19 protein-coding genes and 1 pseudogene are annotated in these 21197 nt (G+C 71.5%); 14 read left to right on the top strand and 6 right to left on the bottom strand.

Features of this window, described 5'->3' with window-relative positions; translation table 11 throughout:
• Nucleotides 1-61: 61 nt before the first annotated feature.
• A pseudogene (gene pepN, locus QE359_RS09710) lies at nucleotides 62-2642 on the bottom strand (aminopeptidase N).
• A gap of 208 nt (nucleotides 2643-2850) precedes the next feature.
• Between pepN and QE359_RS09715 the strand changes: the two are divergent.
• On the top strand, nucleotides 2851-3411 hold the full coding sequence (locus QE359_RS09715; protein WP_309780417.1) for a disulfide bond formation protein DsbA: 561 nt from the start codon (nucleotides 2851-2853) through the stop codon (nucleotides 3409-3411).
• Nucleotides 3412-3731: 320 nt separating this feature from the next.
• Here the strand turns inward: QE359_RS09715 and QE359_RS09720 are convergent, their stop codons facing one another.
• Nucleotides 3732-4259, bottom strand: a complete 528-nt coding sequence (locus tag QE359_RS09720; protein WP_309778995.1) for an N-acetyltransferase family protein — start codon at nucleotides 4257-4259, stop codon at nucleotides 3732-3734.
• Here QE359_RS09720 and QE359_RS09725 point away from each other — a divergent pair.
• Genes QE359_RS09725 through QE359_RS09735 form a run of 3 tightly spaced genes read left to right on the top strand, consistent with a single transcriptional unit; the run spans nucleotide 4258 to nucleotide 6344 of the window.
• Nucleotides 4258-4887 carry an XRE family transcriptional regulator gene (locus QE359_RS09725; RefSeq protein WP_309778996.1) on the top strand — a complete coding sequence of 210 codons (630 nt, stop codon included), beginning with the start codon at nucleotides 4258-4260 and terminating at the stop codon, nucleotides 4885-4887. The genes QE359_RS09720 and QE359_RS09725 overlap by 2 nt on opposite strands.
• A 22-nt stretch (nucleotides 4888-4909) precedes the next feature.
• Entirely contained in the window at nucleotides 4910-5398 is a 489-nt protein-coding gene (locus tag QE359_RS09730) for a ribose-5-phosphate isomerase (RefSeq protein ID WP_309778997.1), read from the top strand.
• 19 nt (nucleotides 5399-5417) lie between these two features.
• Nucleotides 5418-6344, top strand: coding sequence for a DNA-formamidopyrimidine glycosylase family protein (locus tag QE359_RS09735; RefSeq protein ID WP_309778998.1), 927 nt, complete (start codon nucleotides 5418-5420; stop codon nucleotides 6342-6344).
• A 6-nt stretch (nucleotides 6345-6350) separates the two neighbouring features.
• Here QE359_RS09735 and QE359_RS09740 read toward each other — a convergent pair whose 3' ends face one another.
• On the bottom strand, nucleotides 6351-7826 hold the full coding sequence (locus QE359_RS09740) for an amidohydrolase family protein (protein WP_309778999.1): 1476 nt from the start codon (nucleotides 7824-7826) through the stop codon (nucleotides 6351-6353).
• Nucleotides 7823-8467, bottom strand: coding sequence for an FMN-binding negative transcriptional regulator (locus QE359_RS09745; RefSeq protein ID WP_309779000.1), 645 nt, complete (start codon nucleotides 8465-8467; stop codon nucleotides 7823-7825). Before QE359_RS09745 ends, QE359_RS09740 begins: the two co-directional genes overlap by 4 nt.
• Nucleotides 8468-8647: 180 nt before the next feature.
• Between QE359_RS09745 and QE359_RS09750 the strand changes: the two genes are divergently transcribed.
• From QE359_RS09750 to QE359_RS09780, 7 genes are read left to right on the top strand one after another with little or no spacing between them, the layout of a single operon-like run.
• A complete protein-coding gene (locus QE359_RS09750) occupies nucleotides 8648-10240 on the top strand; it encodes an ABC transporter substrate-binding protein (RefSeq protein ID WP_309779001.1) in 1593 nt (530 codons plus the stop codon).
• 16 nt (nucleotides 10241-10256) lie between these two features.
• Complete coding sequence (locus QE359_RS09755) at nucleotides 10257-11657, top strand: M14 family zinc carboxypeptidase (RefSeq protein ID WP_309779002.1); 1401 nt, start codon at nucleotides 10257-10259, stop codon at nucleotides 11655-11657.
• On the top strand, nucleotides 11657-12598 hold the full coding sequence (locus tag QE359_RS09760) for an ABC transporter permease (RefSeq protein ID WP_309779003.1): 942 nt from the start codon (nucleotides 11657-11659) through the stop codon (nucleotides 12596-12598). The genes QE359_RS09755 and QE359_RS09760 overlap by 1 nt, the downstream gene beginning before the upstream one ends.
• Complete coding sequence (locus QE359_RS09765; RefSeq protein WP_309779004.1) at nucleotides 12595-13485, top strand: ABC transporter permease; 891 nt, start codon at nucleotides 12595-12597, stop codon at nucleotides 13483-13485. The genes QE359_RS09760 and QE359_RS09765 overlap by 4 nt, the downstream gene beginning before the upstream one ends.
• A gap of 39 nt (nucleotides 13486-13524) precedes the next feature.
• Nucleotides 13525-14934 (top strand): serine hydrolase, encoded by a 1410-nt coding sequence (locus QE359_RS09770; RefSeq protein ID WP_309779005.1) that lies wholly within the window; start codon nucleotides 13525-13527, stop codon nucleotides 14932-14934.
• Nucleotides 14931-15515 carry a MarR family transcriptional regulator gene (locus QE359_RS09775; protein WP_309779006.1) on the top strand — a complete coding sequence of 195 codons (585 nt, stop codon included), beginning with the start codon at nucleotides 14931-14933 and terminating at the stop codon, nucleotides 15513-15515. Before QE359_RS09770 ends, QE359_RS09775 begins: the two co-directional genes overlap by 4 nt.
• Entirely contained in the window at nucleotides 15512-17164 is a 1653-nt protein-coding gene (locus QE359_RS09780; protein ID WP_309779007.1) for an ABC transporter ATP-binding protein, read from the top strand. Before QE359_RS09775 ends, QE359_RS09780 begins: the two co-directional genes overlap by 4 nt.
• Before the next feature lie 16 nt (nucleotides 17165-17180).
• On the opposite strand, the gene QE359_RS09785 is transcribed toward QE359_RS09780, so the two are convergent.
• Nucleotides 17181-17759, bottom strand: coding sequence for a hypothetical protein (locus tag QE359_RS09785; RefSeq protein WP_309779008.1), 579 nt, complete (start codon nucleotides 17757-17759; stop codon nucleotides 17181-17183).
• 96 nt (nucleotides 17760-17855) lie between these two features.
• On the opposite strand from QE359_RS09785, the gene QE359_RS09790 reads away from it, so the two are divergent.
• From QE359_RS09790 to QE359_RS09800, 3 genes are read left to right on the top strand one after another with little or no spacing between them, the layout of a single operon-like run.
• The gene (locus QE359_RS09790) at nucleotides 17856-19325 is read left to right on the top strand and encodes a sensor histidine kinase (protein WP_309779009.1); all 1470 of its coding nucleotides are present in this window, start codon (nucleotides 17856-17858) and stop codon (nucleotides 19323-19325) included.
• 39 nt (nucleotides 19326-19364) lie between these two features.
• Nucleotides 19365-20027 (top strand): response regulator transcription factor, encoded by a 663-nt coding sequence (locus QE359_RS09795; RefSeq protein ID WP_070416588.1) that lies wholly within the window; start codon nucleotides 19365-19367, stop codon nucleotides 20025-20027.
• A gap of 10 nt (nucleotides 20028-20037) precedes the next feature.
• Nucleotides 20038-20913, top strand: a complete 876-nt coding sequence (locus QE359_RS09800; RefSeq protein WP_309779010.1) for an EamA family transporter — start codon at nucleotides 20038-20040, stop codon at nucleotides 20911-20913.
• A 35-nt stretch (nucleotides 20914-20948) separates the two neighbouring features.
• On the opposite strand, the gene QE359_RS09805 is transcribed toward QE359_RS09800, so the two are convergent.
• Nucleotides 20949-21101 (bottom strand): hypothetical protein, encoded by a 153-nt coding sequence (locus QE359_RS09805; protein ID WP_156794738.1) that lies wholly within the window; start codon nucleotides 21099-21101, stop codon nucleotides 20949-20951.
• Nucleotides 21102-21197: the final 96 nt, after the last annotated feature.

Consider the following 21197-nt stretch of genomic DNA (forward strand, 5'->3'; position numbering starts at 1 on the left):
GAGGGCGGGGCCCTGGCGTCCCCTGGGGAACGCCAGGACCCCGCCGATCCTCATCCGAGACTCAGGCGTCCGCCGCCTGGACCCGCAGGGCACGCTCGGTCCCCGCCAGGCTCTCGGACACGATGCGACGCAGCGCCGGGGTCTCCGGGTGCGCCTCGAGCCACGCGGCCGCGGCGTCCCGCAGCTCGGCCGACGCGAGCGGCGCCGGGTAGAGCCCCGAGACGATGGTGTCGGCCATGTGGTAGCTGCGCTCGGCCCAGATGCGCGTGAGCACGTCGAAGTACTTCGGGACGAGCCCCTCGAGCACGACCGGGCTATTCACGTGCTGGTACCCGACCGTCGTCTGGCGCACGATCGCGTTGGGCAGCTCGGACGAGTCCACGAGCGACGAGAACGCCGCGAGCTTGCCCTCGGCCGTCGGGATCGTCGCACGGGCACGCGCGGCGGCCTGCTCACCCGACGCGGTCTTGTCCGCAGCGAGCTCGGCGTCGACCTCGGCACCGGAGGCGGCACCCGCGAGCACGAGGCCCTCGAGCAGCTCCCAGCGCAGGTCGGTGTCGATCTCGAGCCCGTTCAGCGTCGCCGAACCGTCGCGCAGGCCGCTCAGGGTGGCCACGTGCTCGGGCGTGGAGGCGATCTGCGCGAAGAACTTCACGAACTGGAACTGCGCGTCGGAACCGGCCTCGGCGCTCGACGCGAGGTTCCAGAGCGTGTCGCCGACGGTGCGCACGGTCTGGTCGACCTTCGCCGGCGCGACGTAGTTGCGCGCGGTCAGGAGCAGCTGCGAGAGCGTCGTGCGGATCGTGGTCGACTCGGTCTCTGTGGCGATGTTGCCGAGCACCAGGCGGACGTAGTCGCTGGCGGGCGACTCGGCGTCACGCGTGGCGTCCCACATCGCGCCCCACACGATCGAGCGGGCGAGCGGGTTCGCGATCGAGGCGAGGTGCTCGATGGCGGTCCGGCGCGAGTGCTCGTCGAGACGGATCTTGGCGTAGGCGAGGTCGTCGTCGTTGAGGAGCACGAGGTCGCCGCGCTGCACGCCGACGAGCTCCGGGACCTCGGTGCGGGCACCGTCGACGTCGATCTCGACGCGGTGCACGCGCTCGAGCTTGCCGCCGGAGGACGCGGTGTCGGCGCCGAACGGTGCGTCCGCGTCCTGCGTGACGGCGTAGACGCCGATCGCCAGACGGTGCGGACGGAGCGTCGGGTAGTCGGCCGGCGCTTCCTGCAGCACGGCGAACGACGTGATCGCGCCGGACTCGTCGACCTCGATCTCGGGGCGGAGCGTGTTCACCCCGGCGGTCTCGAGCCAGGCCTTCGACCACTCGGAGAGGTCACGGCCGCTGGTGGCCTCGAGCTCGACGAGCAGGTCGCGCAGCTCGGTGTTCGAGTGGTGGTGCTTCTTGAAGTACGCCGAGACGCCCGCGAAGAACGCGTCGATGCCGACCCACGCCACGAGCTGCTTCAGGACGGAGCCGCCCTTGGCGTACGTGATGCCGTCGAAGTTGACCTGGACGTCCTCGAGGTCGTTGATCGTCGCGACGATCGGGTGCGTCGAGGGGAGCTGGTCCTGACGGTAGGCCCAGGACTTCTCCATCGCCTGGAACGTGGTCCACGCCTCGGTCCACTCGGTGGCCTCGGCCGTGGCGATCGTCGAGGCCCACTCGGCGAAGGACTCGTTGAGCCACAGGTCGTTCCACCACTTCATGGTGACGAGGTCGCCGAACCACATGTGGGCGAGCTCATGCAGGATCGTGACGACCCGGCGCTCCTTGATGGCGTCGGTGACCTTCGACCGGAAGACGTAGGTCTCGGTGAAGGTGACGGCCCCGGCGTTCTCCATAGCGCCGGCGTTGAACTCCGGCACGAACAGCTGGTCGTACTTCTCGAAGGGGTACGGGACGTCGAACTTCTCCTCGTAGTAGGCGAAGCCCTTCTTCGTGGTCTCGAAGACGTACTCGGGGTCGAGGTACTCGGCGAGCGACTTCCGCGCGAAGACGCCGAGCGGGATGGTCCGGCCCGTCGCGGCTCGTCAGCTCGTCTCGAACGACCTCGTACGGGCCGGCGACGAGCGCGGTGATGTAGCTCGAGATCTTCGCCGTCGGGGGGAAGGCCCACGTGGCGATGTCGCCGTCGACGTGCGGCTCGGGCGTGGGGGAGTTCGAGACGACCTGCCACCGGGACGGCGCCGTCACGGTGAAGGTGAACTCGGCCTTGAGATCGGGCTGCTCGAACACGGCGAACATGCGACGCGAGTCGGGCACCTCGAACTGGGAGTACAGGTACACCTCGTCGTCGACCGGGTCGACGAAGCGGTGCAGGCCCTCGCCCGTGTTCGTGTAGAGCGCGTCGCTGACGACCACGAGCTCGTTCTGCTCCTGCAGGCCGTCGAGCTGGATGCGGACCCCGTCGTTCACGGCGGCGACGTCGAGCGCCGTGCCGTTCAGCGTGATCGAGTGCACCGACTTCGTGATGGCGTCGATGAACGTGGACGCACCGTCGGTGGCGGTGAAGCGCACCCGCGTGGTGCTGCCGAACGTCTCGGCGCCGCGGGTCAGGTCGAGCTCGACGTCGTACGTCTGCACGTCGACGATCGCGGCACGTTCCTGGGCTTCGATTCGGGTGAGGTTCTCTCCGGGCACGGACGCTCCATCTTCGCGGTTGCACACGGACGGTCCTTGTCCGCGTGAGGGGGGTCCCGGCACGGCGTCGTGCACCGGCGGGACGGTCGCCTCCAGCCTAGCGAGCACGCGTACGCTCGCATCCGTGACCGACACGACTGTGGACAAGACGACCGCCGACCGCACCGCTGTGGAGTTCTGGTTCGACCCGAACTGCCCCTGGGCCTGGATGACGAGCCGCTGGGTCGGCGAGGTCGCCCGGCACCGCGACCTCGACGTCACCTGGAACGTGATGAGCCTGTTCGTCCTCAACGAGGACCAGGACGTCCCGGACACCTACCGCGAGCGGCTCGTGGCCGGGCAGGTCTACCCGCGCATCGTGACCGCGGCACGGCTCCGCCTCGGGCAGGAGATCGTCAAGCCGCTCTACGACGCGCTCGGCGAGCACATCCACCACCGCCAGGAGTCGGACCCGGAGCAGGTCGTGCCGGCGGTGCTCGCGGAGCTCGGCCTCGACGCCGACCTGCTCGAGTACGCCTGGACGGACGAGGTCGACCAGGCCGTGCGCGCCAGCCACCAGGACGGCATCGACCGGGTCGGCCAGGACGTCGGCACGCCGGTCATCGCCGTCGAGGGCACCGCCTTCTTCGGCCCGGTCATCTCGCCCGCGCCGAAGGGCCAGGAGGCGCTCGACCTCTGGGACGGCGTCGTCGCGGTCGCCAAGTACCCGGGCTTCTTCGAGCTCAAGCGCTCGCGGACGGTCGGCCCGATCTTCGACACCACCGACTGACGTCGGCCCGGCGGCGCCGCCACGCGGCGCGGATGGTCGCCGCACGACCGGAGTGCACCCGAACCACGACAACGTCCGGTTCGGGTGCGCTTTGGTTGTGCGCCGTCACGCGCCGCGACCACGGGGACCGTCCGGTCGCGCTCGCTGCCGGCCGGTTGCTGCGCGCGGCGGCCTGGAGGCGCGGGTCGCGCTCGCCACGCGGCGCGGATGGTCGCCGCACAACCGGAGTGCGCCCGAACCACGGCAACGTCCGGTTCGGATGCGCTTTCGTTGCGCGCGGGGCCAGGAGGCGCGGCTCGCGTCCGCCCCGCCGGCCCGGCTCAGGCGAGCGGGAGCCGCATGAGCGTCAGGTCGAGCCAGCGGTCGAACTTGCGTCCGACCTCGGGCACGACGGCCACCGTGTCGAACCCGAGCTTCGCGTGCAGTGCGATCGACCCGGCGTTCTCGCTGCAGATCCCCGCCATCAGGACGTGCCGCCCCTCCGCCCGTGCCCGTGCGACGAGGGCGTCCATGAGGACGGTCGCGATGCCCCGCCCACGGAACGCCTCGACGACGTACACGCTGTGCTCCACCGTCAGCCGGTAGCCCTGGTGCGGCCGCCACTGCGAGTACGTCGCGTAGCCGGCGACCTGCCCATCGACCTCGGCGATGAGGACCGGGTAGCCGTCGGCGCGACGCTCGGCGAGCCAGCCGTCGAAGTACGAGCGCGGGTGCGGCTCCTCCTGCCAGATGGCGGTGGAGTGCAGGACGGCGTCGACGTGCAGTGCGTGGACGACGTCGAGGTCGCGCGGCTCGCACTCCCGGACGGTGACCGGACCCGACCCGTTCGTCGCATATGCTGTCGTCATGTCTCACATCGTAGACGCACCGGAGTCGGAACCGGAAACGGCGGACGACGCCGACCAGCGACGGCTCGGCGAGCGCCTGCAGCGCCTCCGCACGGAGCGGAAGTGGAGCCTCACCGAGCTCGCCGAGGAGTCCGGGGTCTCCCGCGCCATGATCAACCGCGTCGAACGCGGGGTGTCGAGCCCGACGGCGACCATCCTCGGGCGGCTGTCGGGAGCGTTCGGACTCACGGTCTCACAGCTCCTCGACGAGTCCCTCGACCACGAGGTGCCCCGGGCGACCGATCCCGACGACGCGCGGGGCGTCCAGCGCGGCACGACCGCCGACTCCTGGACCGATCCCGAGACCGGGTACCGGCGTCGACCGATCTCGAGTGCGGCCTTCCCCGCGGACGTCACCGAGGTGCGCCTCCCGTCCGGCCGCGAAGTGGCCTACCCGGCGTCCGCGTACGCGTTCCTGCGCCACTGCATCTGGGTGGTCGACGGAGTGCTCGAACTCGTCGTCGGCGGCGAGCCGACGCGGCTCGCCGCGGGGGACCGCATCGAGCTCGGGGACCCCGCCGACGTCGTCTACCGGAACCCGGGCGAGGAGCCCACGCGGTACGTCGTGGTCGTGGTCCGGGGGCAGTAGTCGCAGGAATAGGATCGATCCCATGCGCATCCACCTCGGAACGGACCACGCCGGCCTCGAGTTCAACAAGACCCTCGCCACCCACCTGACGGAGGCCGGGCACGAGGTGGTGGACCACGGTCCGACCGAGTACGACGCGCTCGACGACTACCCCTCGTTCTGCATCAACGCCGCGCACGCCGTGTTGCAGGACCAGCGTGCGGGCGTCCAGGCGCTCGGTGTCGTGTTCGGGGGGTCCGGCAACGGCGAGCAGATCGCCGCGAACAAGGTCGAGGGCGTCCGTGCCGCGCTCGTGTGGAACGAGTCCACCGCGCTCCTCGCCCGCCAGCACAACGACGCCAACGTCATCTCGATCGGCGCCCGCCAGCACACCGAGGACGAAGCGATCCGGTTCGTCGACCTGTTCATCGCCGAGCCGTTCTCGGGCGAGGAGCGTCACGCCCGCCGCATCGCGCAGCTCGCCGAGTACGAGACCACCGGCCTCATCGCCGGCAAGCAGATCGACCAGTAAGGCCGAGTAGACAAGAGCAATGCCCGAGGGTCACTCCGTCCACCGCATCGCCAACCAGTTCACCCGGCACTTCGTCGGCAAACGCTGCGAGGTGTCGAGTCCGCAGGGACGGTTCGCCGCCGGTGCCGCCCAGCTCGACGGCACGCGCATGGTCGCTGCCCGGGCCGTCGGCAAGCAGATGTTCCTCGAGTTCGAGGGCGACCGGTTCCTGCGCGTCCACCTCGGCCTCTACGGGGCGTGGGACTTCGCGGGGGACCTCTCCACCGCCGGGGCACTGTCGGACGACGACGGCGAGGAGTCCCTGACGTCGATCGGCGCTCCCCGTCTCGCCCGCTACCGGATGGCCGAGCAGGAGAAGGTCGAGGACCCGATCGAGGCGTTCCCGCCGGACCCCGTCGGGCAGGTACGCGTGCGGCTGCTCACCGAGGACACGGTCGCCGACCTCCGCGGCCCGACGGCGTGCGTCGTCGAGGACCCGGCCGGCGTGCAGAAGGCACTCGACAAGCTCGGCCCGGACCCGATCAACGACGACGGCCCCGAGGCTGAGAAGACCTTCGTCGACAACGTCCGGAAGCGGAACGTCGCGATCGGGCAGCTGCTCATGGACCAGGCCGTCGTGAGCGGCATCGGCAACATCTACCGCGCCGAGCTGCTGTTCCGGCAGCGCATCGACCCCTACAAGCCGGGCAAGCAGCTCACCGTCAAGCAGGCGAAGGCGCTCTGGCACGACTGGTCGAAGCTCCTGCACGAGGGCGTCCGCGACGGCCTCATGCTGACCATGGACGGCCTGTCGAAGAGCGAGCACGCGAAGGCCGTCCGGTCCCGGAAGGACCGGCACTGGGTCTACCACCGCGAGGGTGAGCCCTGCCGGGTGTGCGGCACCGAGATCCGGATGGCCGACATGGCCGGCCGCAAGCTCTACTGGTGCCCGAAGGACCAGAAGTAGCGCCGGTCAGACGTCCCGGTACGTGAACCGTCCGGCGATCGCGGTCGCCAGCACCCGTGCTCGCCGGAGCTGCCCGGACCCGGTCGCCGCGAGCGGGTCCGCCTCGAGCAGCACGAGGTCCGCGACGTCGCCGACGGCCACCCCGACCCGACCGCCCTCGGTCGACCCGCGCCAGGCCTTCAGCGCGCCGAGGCGTTCGGCCGGGTGCCACGGCTCGCGGCCGTCCCGGTCGCGTCCGACGGCCGCGGCCATCGACACCCACGGGTCGAGCGGCGCGACCGGCGCGTCCGAGCCGAGCAGCAGCCGGGCACCGGCACGGTCGAGGGTCGCGAACGGGAACGCCCGCTCGGTCATCCCGGCCCAGTAGCGGTCGGCGATGTCGCGGTCGTCCATCGCGTGCTCGGGCTGCACCGACGCGGCCACCCCGAGCCGTGCGAACCGCTCCAGGTCGGTGTCCGCCAGCAACTGCGCGTGCTCGATCGTGCCGCGTGCGCCCACCGCCTCGAAGACGTCGAGCGCGAGGGTGTTCGCCCGGTCGCCGATCGCGTGCACTGCGGGGACGAGCCCGGCGTCGACCGCCCGACGGACCATCGCCACGAGGTCCTCGAACGACCACACGAGCACGCCGTCGCCGGAGGCCGTCGCCGCCGTCCGGGTGCCGAGCGAGCCGTCGGTGATCACCTTGAACGGGCCCGTCCGGACGAGCCCGCGGGTGCCCTCGACGACGTCGCCGGTGCGGAGTCCCCGTCGGATCGCGGCGTCGAGGTCGCCCGGGTAGACCCCCGAGTCGACGCGGAGGCCGTCCGTGCCGGCCTGCACACGGCGGGTCCAGCGGTCGAGTCCGAAGGTCATCTCGAGGTCGGTCACCCGGGTCACGCCGCGGGCGGCGGCCGCCTCGACGGCGTCGGCGACGAAGCCGTCGAGCACCTCGTCCGGCACGCGGGAGAGCGCGCCGGTCACGTCGAACGCGTCCTGTTCGCGGAGTACCCCGTCGTCGCCGGCGACGAGCGGGCGGCCGACGACGCCGGAGAAGTGCTCCAGCGCCGCGGCGTTGCACCAGACGGCGTGCAGGTCACCGCTGATGACGACGATCGGGAGGCGCGGCTCGATCCGGTCGAGCAGCGCACGTCGTGCGGGGCGGGGCCACATCCCGTCGCGGTAGCCGTGTCCGATCAGGACGCGGTCCGCCACACCGGTGCGCGCCACCTCCGCCAGCAGGTCGGCGGTCGCCTCCGCCGAGTCGCAGGCCGACACGTCGACGCGACGGCGGACGAGGGCCCACTGGTCGAAGTGCACGTGGTGGTCGACGAGCCCGGGACCGAGCCAGGCGCCGGCCGTCTCGACGACGTCGGTGTCGGCGTCCGTGGGGTCGAGCGTGCCGGCCGGCGCGATCGCGGTGACCAGCCCGTCGACGATCCGGACGTCGGACGGGGCGCCGGACGTGCCCACCCGCCGGACGGTGCGGAGCAGGATCTCCTTCACCGCGCCTCCAGGCCGTGTGCACGGGCCATCTCGTCGGCGAGTGCCGGCGAGGCGTACGGACCGTCGCCGCGCAGCCCCGCGACGATCCGGTCCACCACCTCCGGTGCCTTGTTCTGCGAGAGCTTCGCGCGGGCGTCGAACCGGGTGACGCGGATGCGGATCCCGACGGTGCCCTTCGCCATCCGGCGTGCCGTCTCCTCGTCGACCTCGAGGGAGACCGGCTCTGGCATCACCCGCTCGAAGTGGTCGACGAGTTCACCGAGGACGTGGAAGTTCTCCTCGTCGGACAGGATCTCCGGCGTGCCCCAGCAGTGCGCCGTCACGTGGTTCCAGGTCGGCACGAACTGCTCCGGCGGGTACCAGGCGGGCGAGACGTAGCCGTGCGGGCCCTGGAACACGACGAGCACCTCGTGTCGACCGAGTTCGTGGGCCACCTCGTCCGGGCGGCCGACGTGCGACACCAGGACGAGCTCGTCGGGGTCGGCAGCGTCGCCCGCTGTGGGCGTCTCGAGCAGGAACGGGTAGTGCGACGCGACCAGCCCGGCCTCGGTGTGCGAGACGATCGTCGCCCACGGGTTGCCCCCGATGAGGCGTCGCACCTCGTCGACGTCGGTCATCAGGAAGTGCGGTGTGTGTCGCATGTCCGCCAGCGTGGCACACGCGGTGACCACGGCGCGAGGGCCGCCGTTTCCGGTGTGTTTCAGAACGGTAAAGCTTTCAGAGATCACTGAAAGAAGTCTTGTGTTCGGGTTTCCGCCGGGCCTAGCTTCTCGGTCAACGACGACCGGGCCGGACCCGGGAGCGGGACTCGAGGAGCACACATGCGACGCAGGACGATCGCCGCGCTGGCTGCAGCAGCCACGCTGGCGCTGGTGGCCACGGGCTGTTCGGCCACCGGGAACGCGGACGATCAGGCCGGCTCCGGCGGGAGCCTCGTCTACGCCACCGGCGAGCCCGACCACCTCACACCGGGTCGCCAGACGGTGGCCTTCACCCAGGTGCTCAGCCTGTTCGCGCCGCTCACCGAGACCGACTCGAAGGGGAAGCTCCACGACGTCGCCGCGAAGAGCGTGGAGTCGACCGACAACACCACGTGGACGATCACCCTCCGCGACGGGTGGACGTTCCAGAACGGCGAGGAGGTCACGCCGGAGAGCTACGTCAAGGCGTGGAACCACACCGCCTACGGCCCGAACGCGTGGGAGAACAGCGGGGAGCTCGCCGCGATCGTCGGCTACGAGGACCTCAACCCGGCGTCCGGTACGCCGAAGACGAAGGAGATGTCAGGGCTCAAGGTGACCGGGAAGGACACCTTCACCGTGACGCTCGACCACGCGGACAGCCAGTTCCCGCTCCAGCTCAGCCAGGCGCAGACCGCGTTCTACCCGATGCCCGAGGCCGCCTACGAGGACCTGAAGGCCTACGACGCCAAGCCGATCGGCAACGGCCCCTACGAGATGACCGAGGCGTGGAAGGCGAACCAGCCGTTCACCGTCACCGCGTGGAAGGGCTACGAGGGCACGAAGGCGAAGACGAAGGACGTCACCTTCAAGAGCTACTCGGACATGAACACCGCCTACACCGACGTGCTCGCGGGCAACGCCGACGTCCTCTTCCTGCCGGCGGACAAGATGACCAGCGCCGGAGCGGACTTCGGGGACCGCCTGCACTCGTTCGACGCACCCGGCATCGACTACCTCGGCTTCCCGCTCTGGGACGAGCGCTACTCGGACCCCGACGTGCGCCGGGCCATCTCGATGTCGATCAACCGCAAGCAGGTCAACACGGCGATCTACGGCGGGCTGTACGAACCCGCCACCGCGCTGACCCCGCCGAACATGTCCGGGACTGAAGAAGGCATCTGCGGCGAGGCGTGCGAGTTCTCCCCGTCGAAGGCCAAGGCGCTGCTCGCGAAGGCCGGCGGATTCGACGGCACGATCACCCTCGTCTACCCCGGCGGCAACGGCCTCGACTCGCTCTACCAGGCGTACGCGAACCAGATCCGGCAGAACCTCGGCGTCGACACCGTCGCGAAGGCCACCACCGACTGGGCCTCGTACTACTCCGAGCTCACCGACAAGAAGATCGAGGGGCCGCACTTCGGGCACTGGGGTGCGCTCTACGCCAGCCAGCAGAACACCCTCCGTGCACTGTTCACCTCCGCGGGTGGCTGCGCACCCTGCAGCGGCTACTACCAGTCGGACGAGGTCGACCAGCTCCTCGCGAAGGCGGACTCCGCCGGCTCGCAGGACGAGGCGAACGAGTACTACGCCCAGACGCAGAAGGCCGTGCTCGAGGACTTCCCGATCGTCCCGACGTTCTTCGACAAGTACTCGTACGTGGTGAGCGACAAGATCGCCTCGCTGCCCGCGGTCGACGGCAGCCCGGTCGTCCCCGCGATCACCGTCAAGTAGGGACCGGCACCACCGCATGGACCAGCGCACCATCCTCCGCCTCGTCGCCGAGGTCCCCGAGCACGAGGGCTTCCCGCTCGTCGACGACCTGCACGCCCGGTTCGACGCGCTCGCCGCGGCCCATCCGGAGCAGGTCACCGTCACCCGGATCGGCACCAGTCGGCTCGGCGAGCCGCTCCACAGCTACCGCATCGGTTCCGGGTCGCACGCCGCCGTCGTCGTCGGCGGCGTGCACCCGAACGAACCGATCGGCTCGTGGACGGCCCTGCACCTCGCCGAGACGATGGTCGGCGACGAGGCGACGGCCCGGGCACTGGACACGACGTGGCACATCGTCCCGACGATCGACCCGGACGGCATGCGGTTGAACGAGGCGTGGTTCCGCGACCCGTTCGACCGGGCCTGGTACGCGCGGCACTTCTACCGTCCGGCGCCGGACAGCCAGGTGGAGTGGACGTTCCCGAACAGCTACCGGTCGGTGTACTTCGACCAGGTGTTGCCGGAGACCCTGGCGTTCATGCGGCTCATCGACGACACCCGGCCGGACCTGCTCGTGTCGCTGCACAACGGCGAGATGGGCGGGGTCTACTACTACCTGTCCGAGGACCTACCGGACGTGATCGACACCCTGCACGCGGTGCCTGCTTCGCTGGGGCTCCCGCTGGACACGGGTGAGCCGGAGTCGCCGTACCTGCGCGAGCTCGCCCCGGCGGTGTTCGCGATGGACGGCATCGAGACGGCGTACGACTACCTCGAGGGCCTCGGCGTCGACCCCGGCGAGCACATCCACGGGGCGTCCAGCGCCGCGTGGGCGATGCGCCACGGAGCGCTGTGCATGGTCGCCGAGCTCCCGTACTGGAGCCACCCGGACGCCGACGACCAGACCCCGACGGCGGAGTCCTACGCGGATCTGCTCCGCCGCTGCGCAGACGACCTCGGTACTTCGGGCGCGGAACTGCAGGAGATCCTCGACGACGCCTCGCCGATGCTCACGATCGAGTCACCGTTCCTCGAGGGGTCCCGCGCGTTCATCCCGATGATCGCCGGGATGACCGACACCGACCGGGCCCGCGCCGACCGTGAGCCCGCGGACCGGACGGCCACCGTCGCCGAGCGGTTCGGCTGCGAGGACCTGGTGCGCTGCTTCCGCCTGCGGTACGGCGGGATGCTGCTCCGGGCACTCGAGGCCGAGACGACCGCGGGGACCGCGCCCGCGCCGCTGCGGCGGCTCCGCGACCGCCTCGCCCAGCGGTACGCGACCTGGCAGGCCGACGAGGCGACCGGCGCGGAGCCGATCCCGATCAGCAAGCTGGTGGGGGTGCAGTTCGGCGCGATCCTCGCCTGCGCGAGTCACGTGGCGGGGTCGACCCGCGCCTCCCGTCCGTCCCTCGCGACGTCCGTGCCAGGAGGCGCGTGATGCGCCCGGCGCTCGCCGTCGGTCGCCGGGTCGGCGGCCTGGTCGTCGTCTTCCTCGGGGTGACCTTCCTCATCTACGCGATGACGTTCGCGCTGCCGGGAGACCCCATCAAGGCGCTCGGCGGCGACCGGCCGCTCAGCGACGCCGTCGTCCGGGCGCTGCGCGCCGAGTACCACCTCGACCAGCCGCTGTGGCTGCAGTACGTGCAGTACCTCGCGGGGCTGTTCCGGGGCGACTTCGGCACGGACTTCAGCGGCCAGTCCGTCGGCGAGCAGATGGCGTCGCGCTGGCCGGTCACCATCACGCTCGCGCTGACGGCCTGGGCGATCGAGATCCTGCTCGGCATCGGGCTCGGCGTGGTCTCGGCCCTCCGCCGCGGGACCGTCCTCGACAAGACGGTCCTGGTCGGGACGATCGTCGTCGGTGCCGTCCCCGTCTTCGTGCTCGGCGTCGCGCTGCAGCTCGTGTTCTCGGTCCGGCTCCACTGGTTCCCGGTCGCGGGCGCCACGGCGGGGTGGCCGACGGCCTACGTGCTGCCGGCGTTCGTGATCGCGCTGTTCGGTCTCGCGGCGGTGTCCCGGCTGACACGGACGTCGATGATCGAGACGCTCGACGCGGACTTCGTGCGGACCGCCCGGGCGAAGGGACTCGCTCCGGGTCGGATCGTCGGCGTGCACGTGATGCGCAACTCGCTCATCCCGACGGCGACCTACCTCGCCACGGACCTGGGCTACCTGATGGGCGGGACCGTGATCATCGAGGGCATCTTCAACCTCCCCGGTGTCGGGAACCTGCTGTTCCAGGGCATCCGGTCGCACGAGGGGGCCGTCGTCGTCGGCATCTCGACGGCACTCATCCTGGTGTTCCTCGCCACGAGCGTGCTCGTCGACCTGCTGCACGCCGCCCTCGATCCGCGCGTCCGGACAGGAGCCTCCGCATGACCACCTCCGCCATCGGCGCGACCGTCCCGTCCTCCGTCGTCACGAAGCGGCGTCCCCTGCGTGCGGCCGTCCGTCGTCCGGGGTTCTGGCTGCCGGCCGGGGTCCTCGCCGTCGTCGTGCTCGTCGCCGTCTTCCCGGGGTTCTTCGCCGGCTTCTTCGGCCACGGCGATCCGCGCGTGTGCGACCTCGGTCGGAGCGGCGCGTCGCCGACCGGCGGTCACCCGTTCGGCTTCGACCTGCAGGGCTGCGACGTGTACGCCAACGTCGTCTACGGGACGCGGTCGTCGATCGCCGTCGCCGTGCTCACCACGGTCCTCGCCGGGGTCGTCGCCGTCGTCGTCGGCACCGTCGCGGGCATGGTCGGCGGCTGGGTCGACGCGGTGCTCGCGCGGCTCACCGACGTGTTCCTCGGCTTCCCGTTCCTGCTCGGCGCCGTCGTCGTCCTGAACAGCGTGGGGGAGCGCTCGGTGCTGACGGTCTCGCTCGTGCTCGCGCTGTTCGGCTGGCCGACGATGGCCCGGCTCGTGCGGTCGAGCGTGCGGAGCGTCCGGAACGCCGAGTTCGTGCTCGCCGCGCGGACGATGGGGCTCTCCACGTGGCGGATCACGACGCGGTACGTCCTGCCGTCGTCGATCTCACCCCTGCTCGTGCTCGCGACGATCACCGTCGGCGGCGTCATCGTGTCGGAGTCGTCCCTGACGTACCTCGGCATCGGGCTCGAGAGTCCGGCGATCTCGTGGGGACTGCAGCTCTCCGCCGCGACGAGCCAGTTCCTCCGAGCGCCGCACATGCTCGTCGCACCCGCGGTGTTCCTCGCCGTGACGGTGCTCTGCGTCATCGCGCTCGGGGACACGCTGCGCGCCGCGCTCGACCCGCGACGGCGCTGATCCGTCAGACTCGACCCACCGCCCCTCGAAAGGACCACCGTGACAGACACCCTCGCCGCCTACCGGAAGACCCTGCCCTACATCCACGAGTGGGTGTCGTACAAGGTGTGGCAGCTCCGCGTCCCCGGCGTGCAGGTCGCGATCGGGTACGGCAACGAGGTCCTCTTCGACGAGGCCTGGGGCTACGCGGACGTCGAGGCCGGGCGCCGCCTCACCACCACCGACCTGTTCCGCATCGCCTCGCACTCGAAGACCTTCACCGCCACCGCGCTCCTGCAGCTCGCCGAGCGCGGGTCGCTGCGGCTCGACGACACGGTGGGCACGTACGTCCCGGCGCTCGTCGACGGCGGCTCGCCCCTCGCCGACGCCACGATCCGGGAGCTCATGGAGATGGGGGCCGGCGTGATCCGGGACGGTCACGACGGCGACTACTGGTCGCTGCTCCGGCCCTTCCCGGACGAACAGGAACTCCTCGCGCTCGTCCTCGACCGCGGGCAGAAGGTGCCCACCGGATCGTCGTTCAACTACTCGAACCTCGGGTACTCCCTGCTCGGGCTCGTCATCGCCGCGGTGTCCGGTCGGTCGTACAACGACTTCGTCCGCGAGTCGATCACCGAACCGCTCGGCCTGCGGAACACCGGGCCCGACTGGGACCCCGCGCGCGCCGACGACTTCGTGGTCGGGTACACCGGGTTCCACGTCGCTCGGCAGCGTCGGCGGATCGACCACGTCGACACCCGCGCGATGGCAGCGGCGACGGGCTTCCACGGCACCGCCTCCGACCTCGTCCGGTACTTCTCGCAGCACGTCATCGGGCAGGGCACCCTGCTCGACGACCACTCGAAGCGGCTCGCGCAGCGCAAGGCGTGGAGCGCGACGGACGACCCCGCGGCGCGCGGCTACGGCGCCGGGTTCATCGTCGACCGGATCGGCGGTCGCGAGATCCGCGGCCACTCCGGCGGCTTCCCCGGGCACATCACGCAGTCGATGTTCGACCCGGCCTCCGGTCTCGTCGTCTCGGTGCTCACCAGCGCCGCGGCCGGCCCGGCGACGCTCATCGCCACCGCGATCATCCGGATCCTCGACGCCGCGGCGGACGACGACGCCCCCGGGACGCCGGTACCCGACGACGTCGACACCGACACGTTCACGGGCCGCTTCGCGAACCCGTGGGGCGTCACCGACATCGCCCGGATCGGGGACCGACTCGTCGAGGTCGACCCGTCGGGCCCCGAGCCGCTCGACACCCCGACCCGGCTCGAGGTCGTCGACGCCGACACGCTCCGGATGACCCACGGCAACCGCTTCGGGTCGATCGACGAGGACATCACCTACGCGCGCGACGCCGACGGCACGGTCCGCTCGATCCGCGGAGGCGGCGGCATGAGCCAGGAGCCCTGGACGATCCCGTCCGAGCGGCCCGAGGTCGCGGCGGGACTCGAGCCGTGAGCGACGACGCCCGCAGCGGCGCGACCGGCGTCCACAGCGACGAGGCCACCGTCGACGACGTCGTCCTCGAACCGGAGCGGCAGACCTTCGTCGAGGAGTTCGCCCTCATGCTCAACGACGCCGCGGGCATGCCCCTCACCGACGCCCGGGTGCTCGGGTACCTCATGATGACGCGCGCCCCGCACTCGTCGTCCGCCGACCTGCAGGCCGCTCTCGGCGCCAGCTCGGGCTCGGTGTCGATGGCGACCAGGCGGCTCGTCGACTCCGGCTTCGTGAAGCGACACACCGTCCCCGGCGAGCGCAGCCACTACTTCCGCGCCGAGGCCGACGTGTGGGGGTCCTGGCTCGCGAGCGAGCGGAAGTACCTCGACCGCCAGCGCGACATCATCGGCCACGGTCTCGCCGTCGTCGAGGCGGCGGGCCGGACCGGTTCCGGCGACGTCGACGCCGAGGTCCGCGAGCGCCTGCTCAACGGCCGCGACTACATGCAGTGGCTGCAGGGCTACCACCGCAAGATGCTCGAGGAGTGGGAGGCGTTCAAGGACGCCCGCGACCACCCCGACCGATCGGAGACCCCATGAGCGACGTCCTCACCGTCGAGCACCTCAGCGTCACGTTCGACGTCGACGGCACCGTGGTCCGAGCGGTCGACGACGCCTCGTTCACCGTCGGTCGTGGCGAGGTGGTCGCCGTCGTCGGCGAGTCCGGCTCCGGCAAGAGCATGACCGCGATGACGGCGATGGGCATCGCCCCGGACGGCGCACGTGCCACCGGCAGCATCCGCCTCGGTGACCTCGAGGTCCTCGGAGCCGACGAGCGCACCCTCCGAGCCGCACGCGGCCGCCGGGTCTCGATGATCTTCCAGGATCCGTCCGCCGCACTGAACCCGGTCTTCACGGTCGGGTTCCAGCTCGCCGAGGCCGTCCGTCGCGCCGATGACGGCCTCGACCGTGCCGCGGTGCGGGAACGGTCGCTCGACCTCCTCCGCGCCGTCGAGGTCCCGGAGCCCGAACGCCGACTCGGCCAGTACCCGCACGAACTCTCCGGCGGCCAGTGCCAGCGCGTCATGATCGCGATGGCGCTCGCGGCCGACCCGGACCTCCTCATCGCGGACGAGCCGACGACCGCGCTCGACGTGACCGTGCAGGCCGAGGTCCTCGACGTCCTCCGCCGGCTGCGCGAACGCACCGGGACCGCGATCCTCCTCATCACGCACGACATGGGCGTCGTGGCGGACATCGCCGACCGCGTGGTGGTCATGCGCCGCGGAAGCGTCGTCGAGACCGGCTCGGCGCGCGCGGTCTTCGCCGCACCCGCCGCCGACTACACGCGCGAACTCCTCGCCGCCGTCCCGCGGATGGGCACCGGTGCGGTCCAGGAGGCGCGGGTCGGCCCCGCCGCGGAGGTCGCCACACCCGTCCTGGACGTCCGGCACCTCGTGGTCGAGTACGGCGGCGCACTCCGTGGGCGCTTCCGTGCGGTCGACGACGTGTCGTTCACCGTCGGCCGGGGAGAGATCGTCGGCCTGGTCGGGGAGTCCGGCAGCGGCAAGACCACCATCGGCCGAGCCGCCGTCGGACTCGCACCGATCACCGCGGGCGCCGTCCTCGTCGAGGGGACGGACGTGGCGGGCGCGCACCGTGCCTCCCGGCGTGCCATGCGCCGTCGCGTCGGCGTCGTCTTCCAGAACCCGCTGCGTTCCCTGAACCCGCGGTACACGGTCGGGCAGACGGTCGCCGAACCGCTCCGGCAGATCCTCGGACTGCCCGCGGACGAGGTCCGGGAGCGGGTGGAGCGCCTGCTCGCGGACGTCGGGCTCGACGGCGGCTTCCGCGAGCGCTTCCCGCACGAGCTCTCCGGCGGCCAGCGGCAGCGCGTCGCGATCGCCCGTGCCGTCGCGTTGGACCCCGCGCTGCTCATCGCGGACGAGCCCACCAGCGCGCTCGACGTCTCGGTGCAGGCACGGGTGCTCGACGTCTTCCGGGAGCTGCAGGAACGACTCGGGTTCGCCTGCCTCTTCGTCACGCACGACCTGGCCGTGGTGGACACGCTCTGCGACCGGGTCGTGGTGCTGCACGGCGGACGGGTCGCCGAGCAGGGGAGCCGCGACGCGATCCTGCGCGCGCCGCAGGACCCGTACACGCGGCGGCTCATCCAGGCGGCACCCGTGCCGGACCCGGTCGAGCAGGCCGCGCGTCGCTCCGAACGGCTGGCGTCGCTCGGCGCGTGAGCCCCGGGCGACCGGGTCAGCGGACCTCGGCGGAGGACCAGAGCGACGAGACGCCGGTGCCGACCGGGCGGAGCAGGGGCACGGCGACGAGGACCGCCGCCGCGAGGAACGCGATCGCCTGCAGCAGGCTCGGGATCGCGTACACGACGACGAGCACCGCTTGTGTGGTGGACGGCGGTGGGACCGTCTGCGTGAGCAGTGCCGCGATGAACCACAGGGCAGCGGCGATCGTCACGATCCAGCCGAGCGCGCGCTGCGGTCGGCGCAGACCTCGGACGGTCAGCACGCCGAACGCCACGAGCGCAGCACGGGCGACCCAGTACAGTCCCGAAGCGATCGGCCCGGGAACGGCCCAGGCGAGGGCGAACGCGAGCACGGCGACCCCGAACGCGAGGACGCGGCGGTCCCGGGAACGCAGCGCAGCCACGAGCACGACCGCTCCGCAGACACCGGCGACGACCGTGCCGCCGAGCCGCAACGCCGGTGGGCCGAAGGCGAGGACCCCCCACGCGTCGCCGAGCCCCTCGGCACCGAAGACGAGCGCTGCGACAATGGCGGCCGCCGACGCGACCCGGACCCCCGTGGTGTTCCCCATGGCCCACACGGTACGCCGGTGCGGGGGATAACCCCACCTCCGGTTCGGGAGGGGGCAGGATGGGGGATCGAGCCGGTGATCGCGAGGCTTGGTGTCATGACCGACACCGCCCGCCTCGACCAAGCCGAGACCGTCCCGCTGCACGACTCCGTCCCGCCAGGAACCACCGAACCGATGCCCGCACAGCCGAACCAGACGCCCCCGTCGTGGTCGTCGACGCCGCCCGCGAGCGCCGGGTCCGGGTCGGGCACGGGCATGACCGCCGGTGCGTTCTACCGCGAGGCGTGGAAGCGCCTGCCGCGCGACTTCGGCTACATGGCCCTGACGGCGGTGCTGCTCTGCACGCTCTACGCCGCGTTCCCCGCGGCGATCTTCGGCGGCGGCTTCCGCGACCTCTTCAACCCGTTCGTCCTGCTGATGTTCTTCATCGCGCTGTTCGTCGCGCGGTGGCTCGGCCAGTTCGAGAAGCTCCGCATCGGGTGGGCCGACAACCGCCCGATCCGACCGGTCGACTGGACGCCCCGGTGGCAGCAGAACTGGTGGACGCGCACGGGCTCGGCCGTCGCCAACCCGCACTACTGGCTGTACCTGCTGCACGCGGCGGTCGTGTACCCGATCGCGGCGCTGTGCACGGTGGGGGCCGGCGCACTCCTCTTCGCCGGCTTCCTCTGGCCGATCGGCCTCGGCGGGGTCGCGTTCGTGAACGGCATGAGCGCGCAGTACTTCGGGTGGGACATGACGTCCGTCTTGGGCTTCGGGTTCCTCGGACTCCTGTCGATGGCCGCCTCGGTGGTGCTCTTCCCGCTGTGGGCCCGCGGTTCCGTGATCGCGCACTTCTGGATCGACTTCGGTCTGCTCGGCGGGTTCCGTGCGGAGCAGCTCGAGCGTCGGGTCGCCGGGCTCCAGGCCTCCCGTGCCGGTGCCGTCACCGCCGAGGGGCAGGCCCTGCGGCAGATCGAGCGGGACCTGCACGACGGGCCGCAGCAGCGACTCGTCCGCCTGCGCATGGACCTGTCCGCGGCCGAGCGCGCCTTCGACAAGGACCCGGCGAAGGCGAAGCAGCTCATCGGCGAAGCGTCGACGCACGCTCAGGACGCCCTCGACGAACTGCGGGCCCTGTCCCGCGGGTTCGCACCGCCCATCCTGCTCGACCGGGGACTCGTCGCCGCGCTCGAGGCCCTCGTCGCCCGGACCCCCATCCCCGTCGGGCTCGACGTCCGCCTGCCCGACGGGCTCGAACTCGCGACCGAGATCCAGCGCAACGTGTACTTCACGGTGAGCGAGCTGCTGACGAACACCACGAAGCACGCGGGTGCCTCGACCGCCGGGGTGTACCTGGGGCTCGTGGTCGACGCGTCGGGCGTCTGGTACCTCACGGTGAGTGTCACCGACGACGGCCGCGGCGGTGCCCGGCCGCAGGAGGGGCACGGCATCGAGGGGCTGATGGGTCGGATGCGCGCCCTCGACGGCGAGCTGACGGTCTCGAGCCCCGAGGGCGGTCCGACCGAGGCGACGGCACGGATCCCGCTCGGCGCCCTGAACGGCGTGCCCGCGACGCGCTCGTGAGCCCCCGGGAGCGTCCGCGCTCCCACTAGGCTGGTCGGCATGAGCGACGGCCCGGATGCAGCACGCATCCGGGCCGTCGTCGTCGACGACGCCGTGCTCCTGCGCGAAGGACTCTCGCGCGTGCTCGACGAAGCGGGCATCGACGTCATCGGGCAGTACGCCGACGCCGACTCCTTCCTCGCCACGCTCCCCGACGGTGCCCCCGACGTCGTGGTGATGGACGTGCGGATGCCACCGACCTTCACCGACGAGGGCGTCCGCGCCGCCGTCGAGACCCGGCGCCGGGCTCCGCGCACCGGCGTGCTCCTGCTCTCCCAGTACGTCGAGGCCACCTACGCCGAGGACGTCCTCGCGGCGGGCGCGACCGGCATCGGCTACCTGCTCAAGGACCGCGTCACCCGGCTCGAGGAGATCGACGACGCCGTCCGCCGCATCGCCGCCGGCGGCACCGTGCTCGACCCCGAGGTCGTCACCCAGCTCATGAGCCGCCGCCGTGACCCGCTCGCAGCGCTCACGCCGCGCGAGCGCGACGTCCTCGGGCTGATGGCCGAGGGGCGCACCAACGCCGCGATCGCCCGCGCGCTCGTGATCGGCACCGGCGCGGTCGAGAAGCACGTCTCGAGCATCTTCGGCAAGCTCGCGCTCGAGGACACGGGCGAGGACCACCGCCGGGTCCTCGCCGTGCTCGCCTACCTCGGGTGACGGTGCACCGGTGAACCGCGTCCCGGCGCCGCTCCTCGCCCTCGCGGCGATGGTGTCCGTGCAGCTCGGCGCCGCGATCGCGAAGACCCGGTTCGACGACGTCGGCTCGGTCGGCGCCGCCACACTGCGGCTCGTCATCGGCGCCGTCGTCCTCGCGCTCGTGGTCCGGCCGCGCGTCCGGCACTGGACCCGGCAGCAGTGGCTCGGTGCGATCGGCCTCGGACTGGCGCTCGGCGGGATGAACGTCTTCATCTACGTGGCGTTCGCGAGCATCCCGATCGGGGTCGCGGTGACGATCGAGTTCCTCGGCCCGCTCGCCCTCTCCCTCGTGCACACCCGGCGGTGGCGCGACGTGCTCTGGGCGGTGCTGGCGCTCGCCGGGGTCGTCCTGCTCGGGGTCGGTCCGGCGGCGGTGACCGCGGTCGGCGGTGTCGTGTTCGCCGTCCTCGCCGCGGTGTGCTGGGCGGGCTACATCGTCATGAACCGGCACGTGGGCGCCGCGATCCCCGGTGTGGACGGGCTCGCCGTGTCGATGCTCGTCGCGATGCTCGTGTCGCTGCCGTTCGGGCTCCGGTCGGCGGTCGACGGGGTCGTCCGTGAACCGGTGCTCCTCCTCGTGTTCGGCGGTGTCGCCGTGCTCTCGAGCGTCCTGCCCTACGCGCTCGAGATGCTCGCGCTCCGGCGGATGCCGACCCGTGTCTTCGGGGTGCTGCAGAGCCTCGGGCCGGCGATCGCGGCCCTCGCGGGCCTGCTGATCCTGCACGAAGGGCTCGCGCTGCTCGAGGTCGTCGCCCTCGCGTGCGTCACCGCCGCGAGCGTGGGCGTGACGCTGTCCGCACGTCGTGATCGGGGCGGTCGAACGGGAGGCGCGGATCCCGTTCCGTGAGTCCGGAACGTGTGCCGCGCCTCCGGGAAGACCGTCTACTCGTCGCGGAGGAAGTCCGCGTACGTGGGTTCCGTGTGTTCACCCGTCAGCAACGCCGGGTCGTTGACCCGTCGTTCGACGTAGGCCGCGATGACCTCGGGCGGGGTGAGCACGTGGGCGACCCAGGACGGCACCTCGCTCTTCTTCATGGTGCCTCCTCCCAGTGTCAGCACTCGGACCGAATGTCTCGATCAGTGAGTTACTTGCTGTACCGGTGTTCCGTAAACGATCCTCGCCATGTCCGG

It is taken from the genome of Curtobacterium sp. SORGH_AS_0776 (genome assembly GCF_031453355.1).
Taxonomy (GTDB): domain Bacteria; phylum Actinomycetota; class Actinomycetes; order Actinomycetales; family Microbacteriaceae; genus Curtobacterium.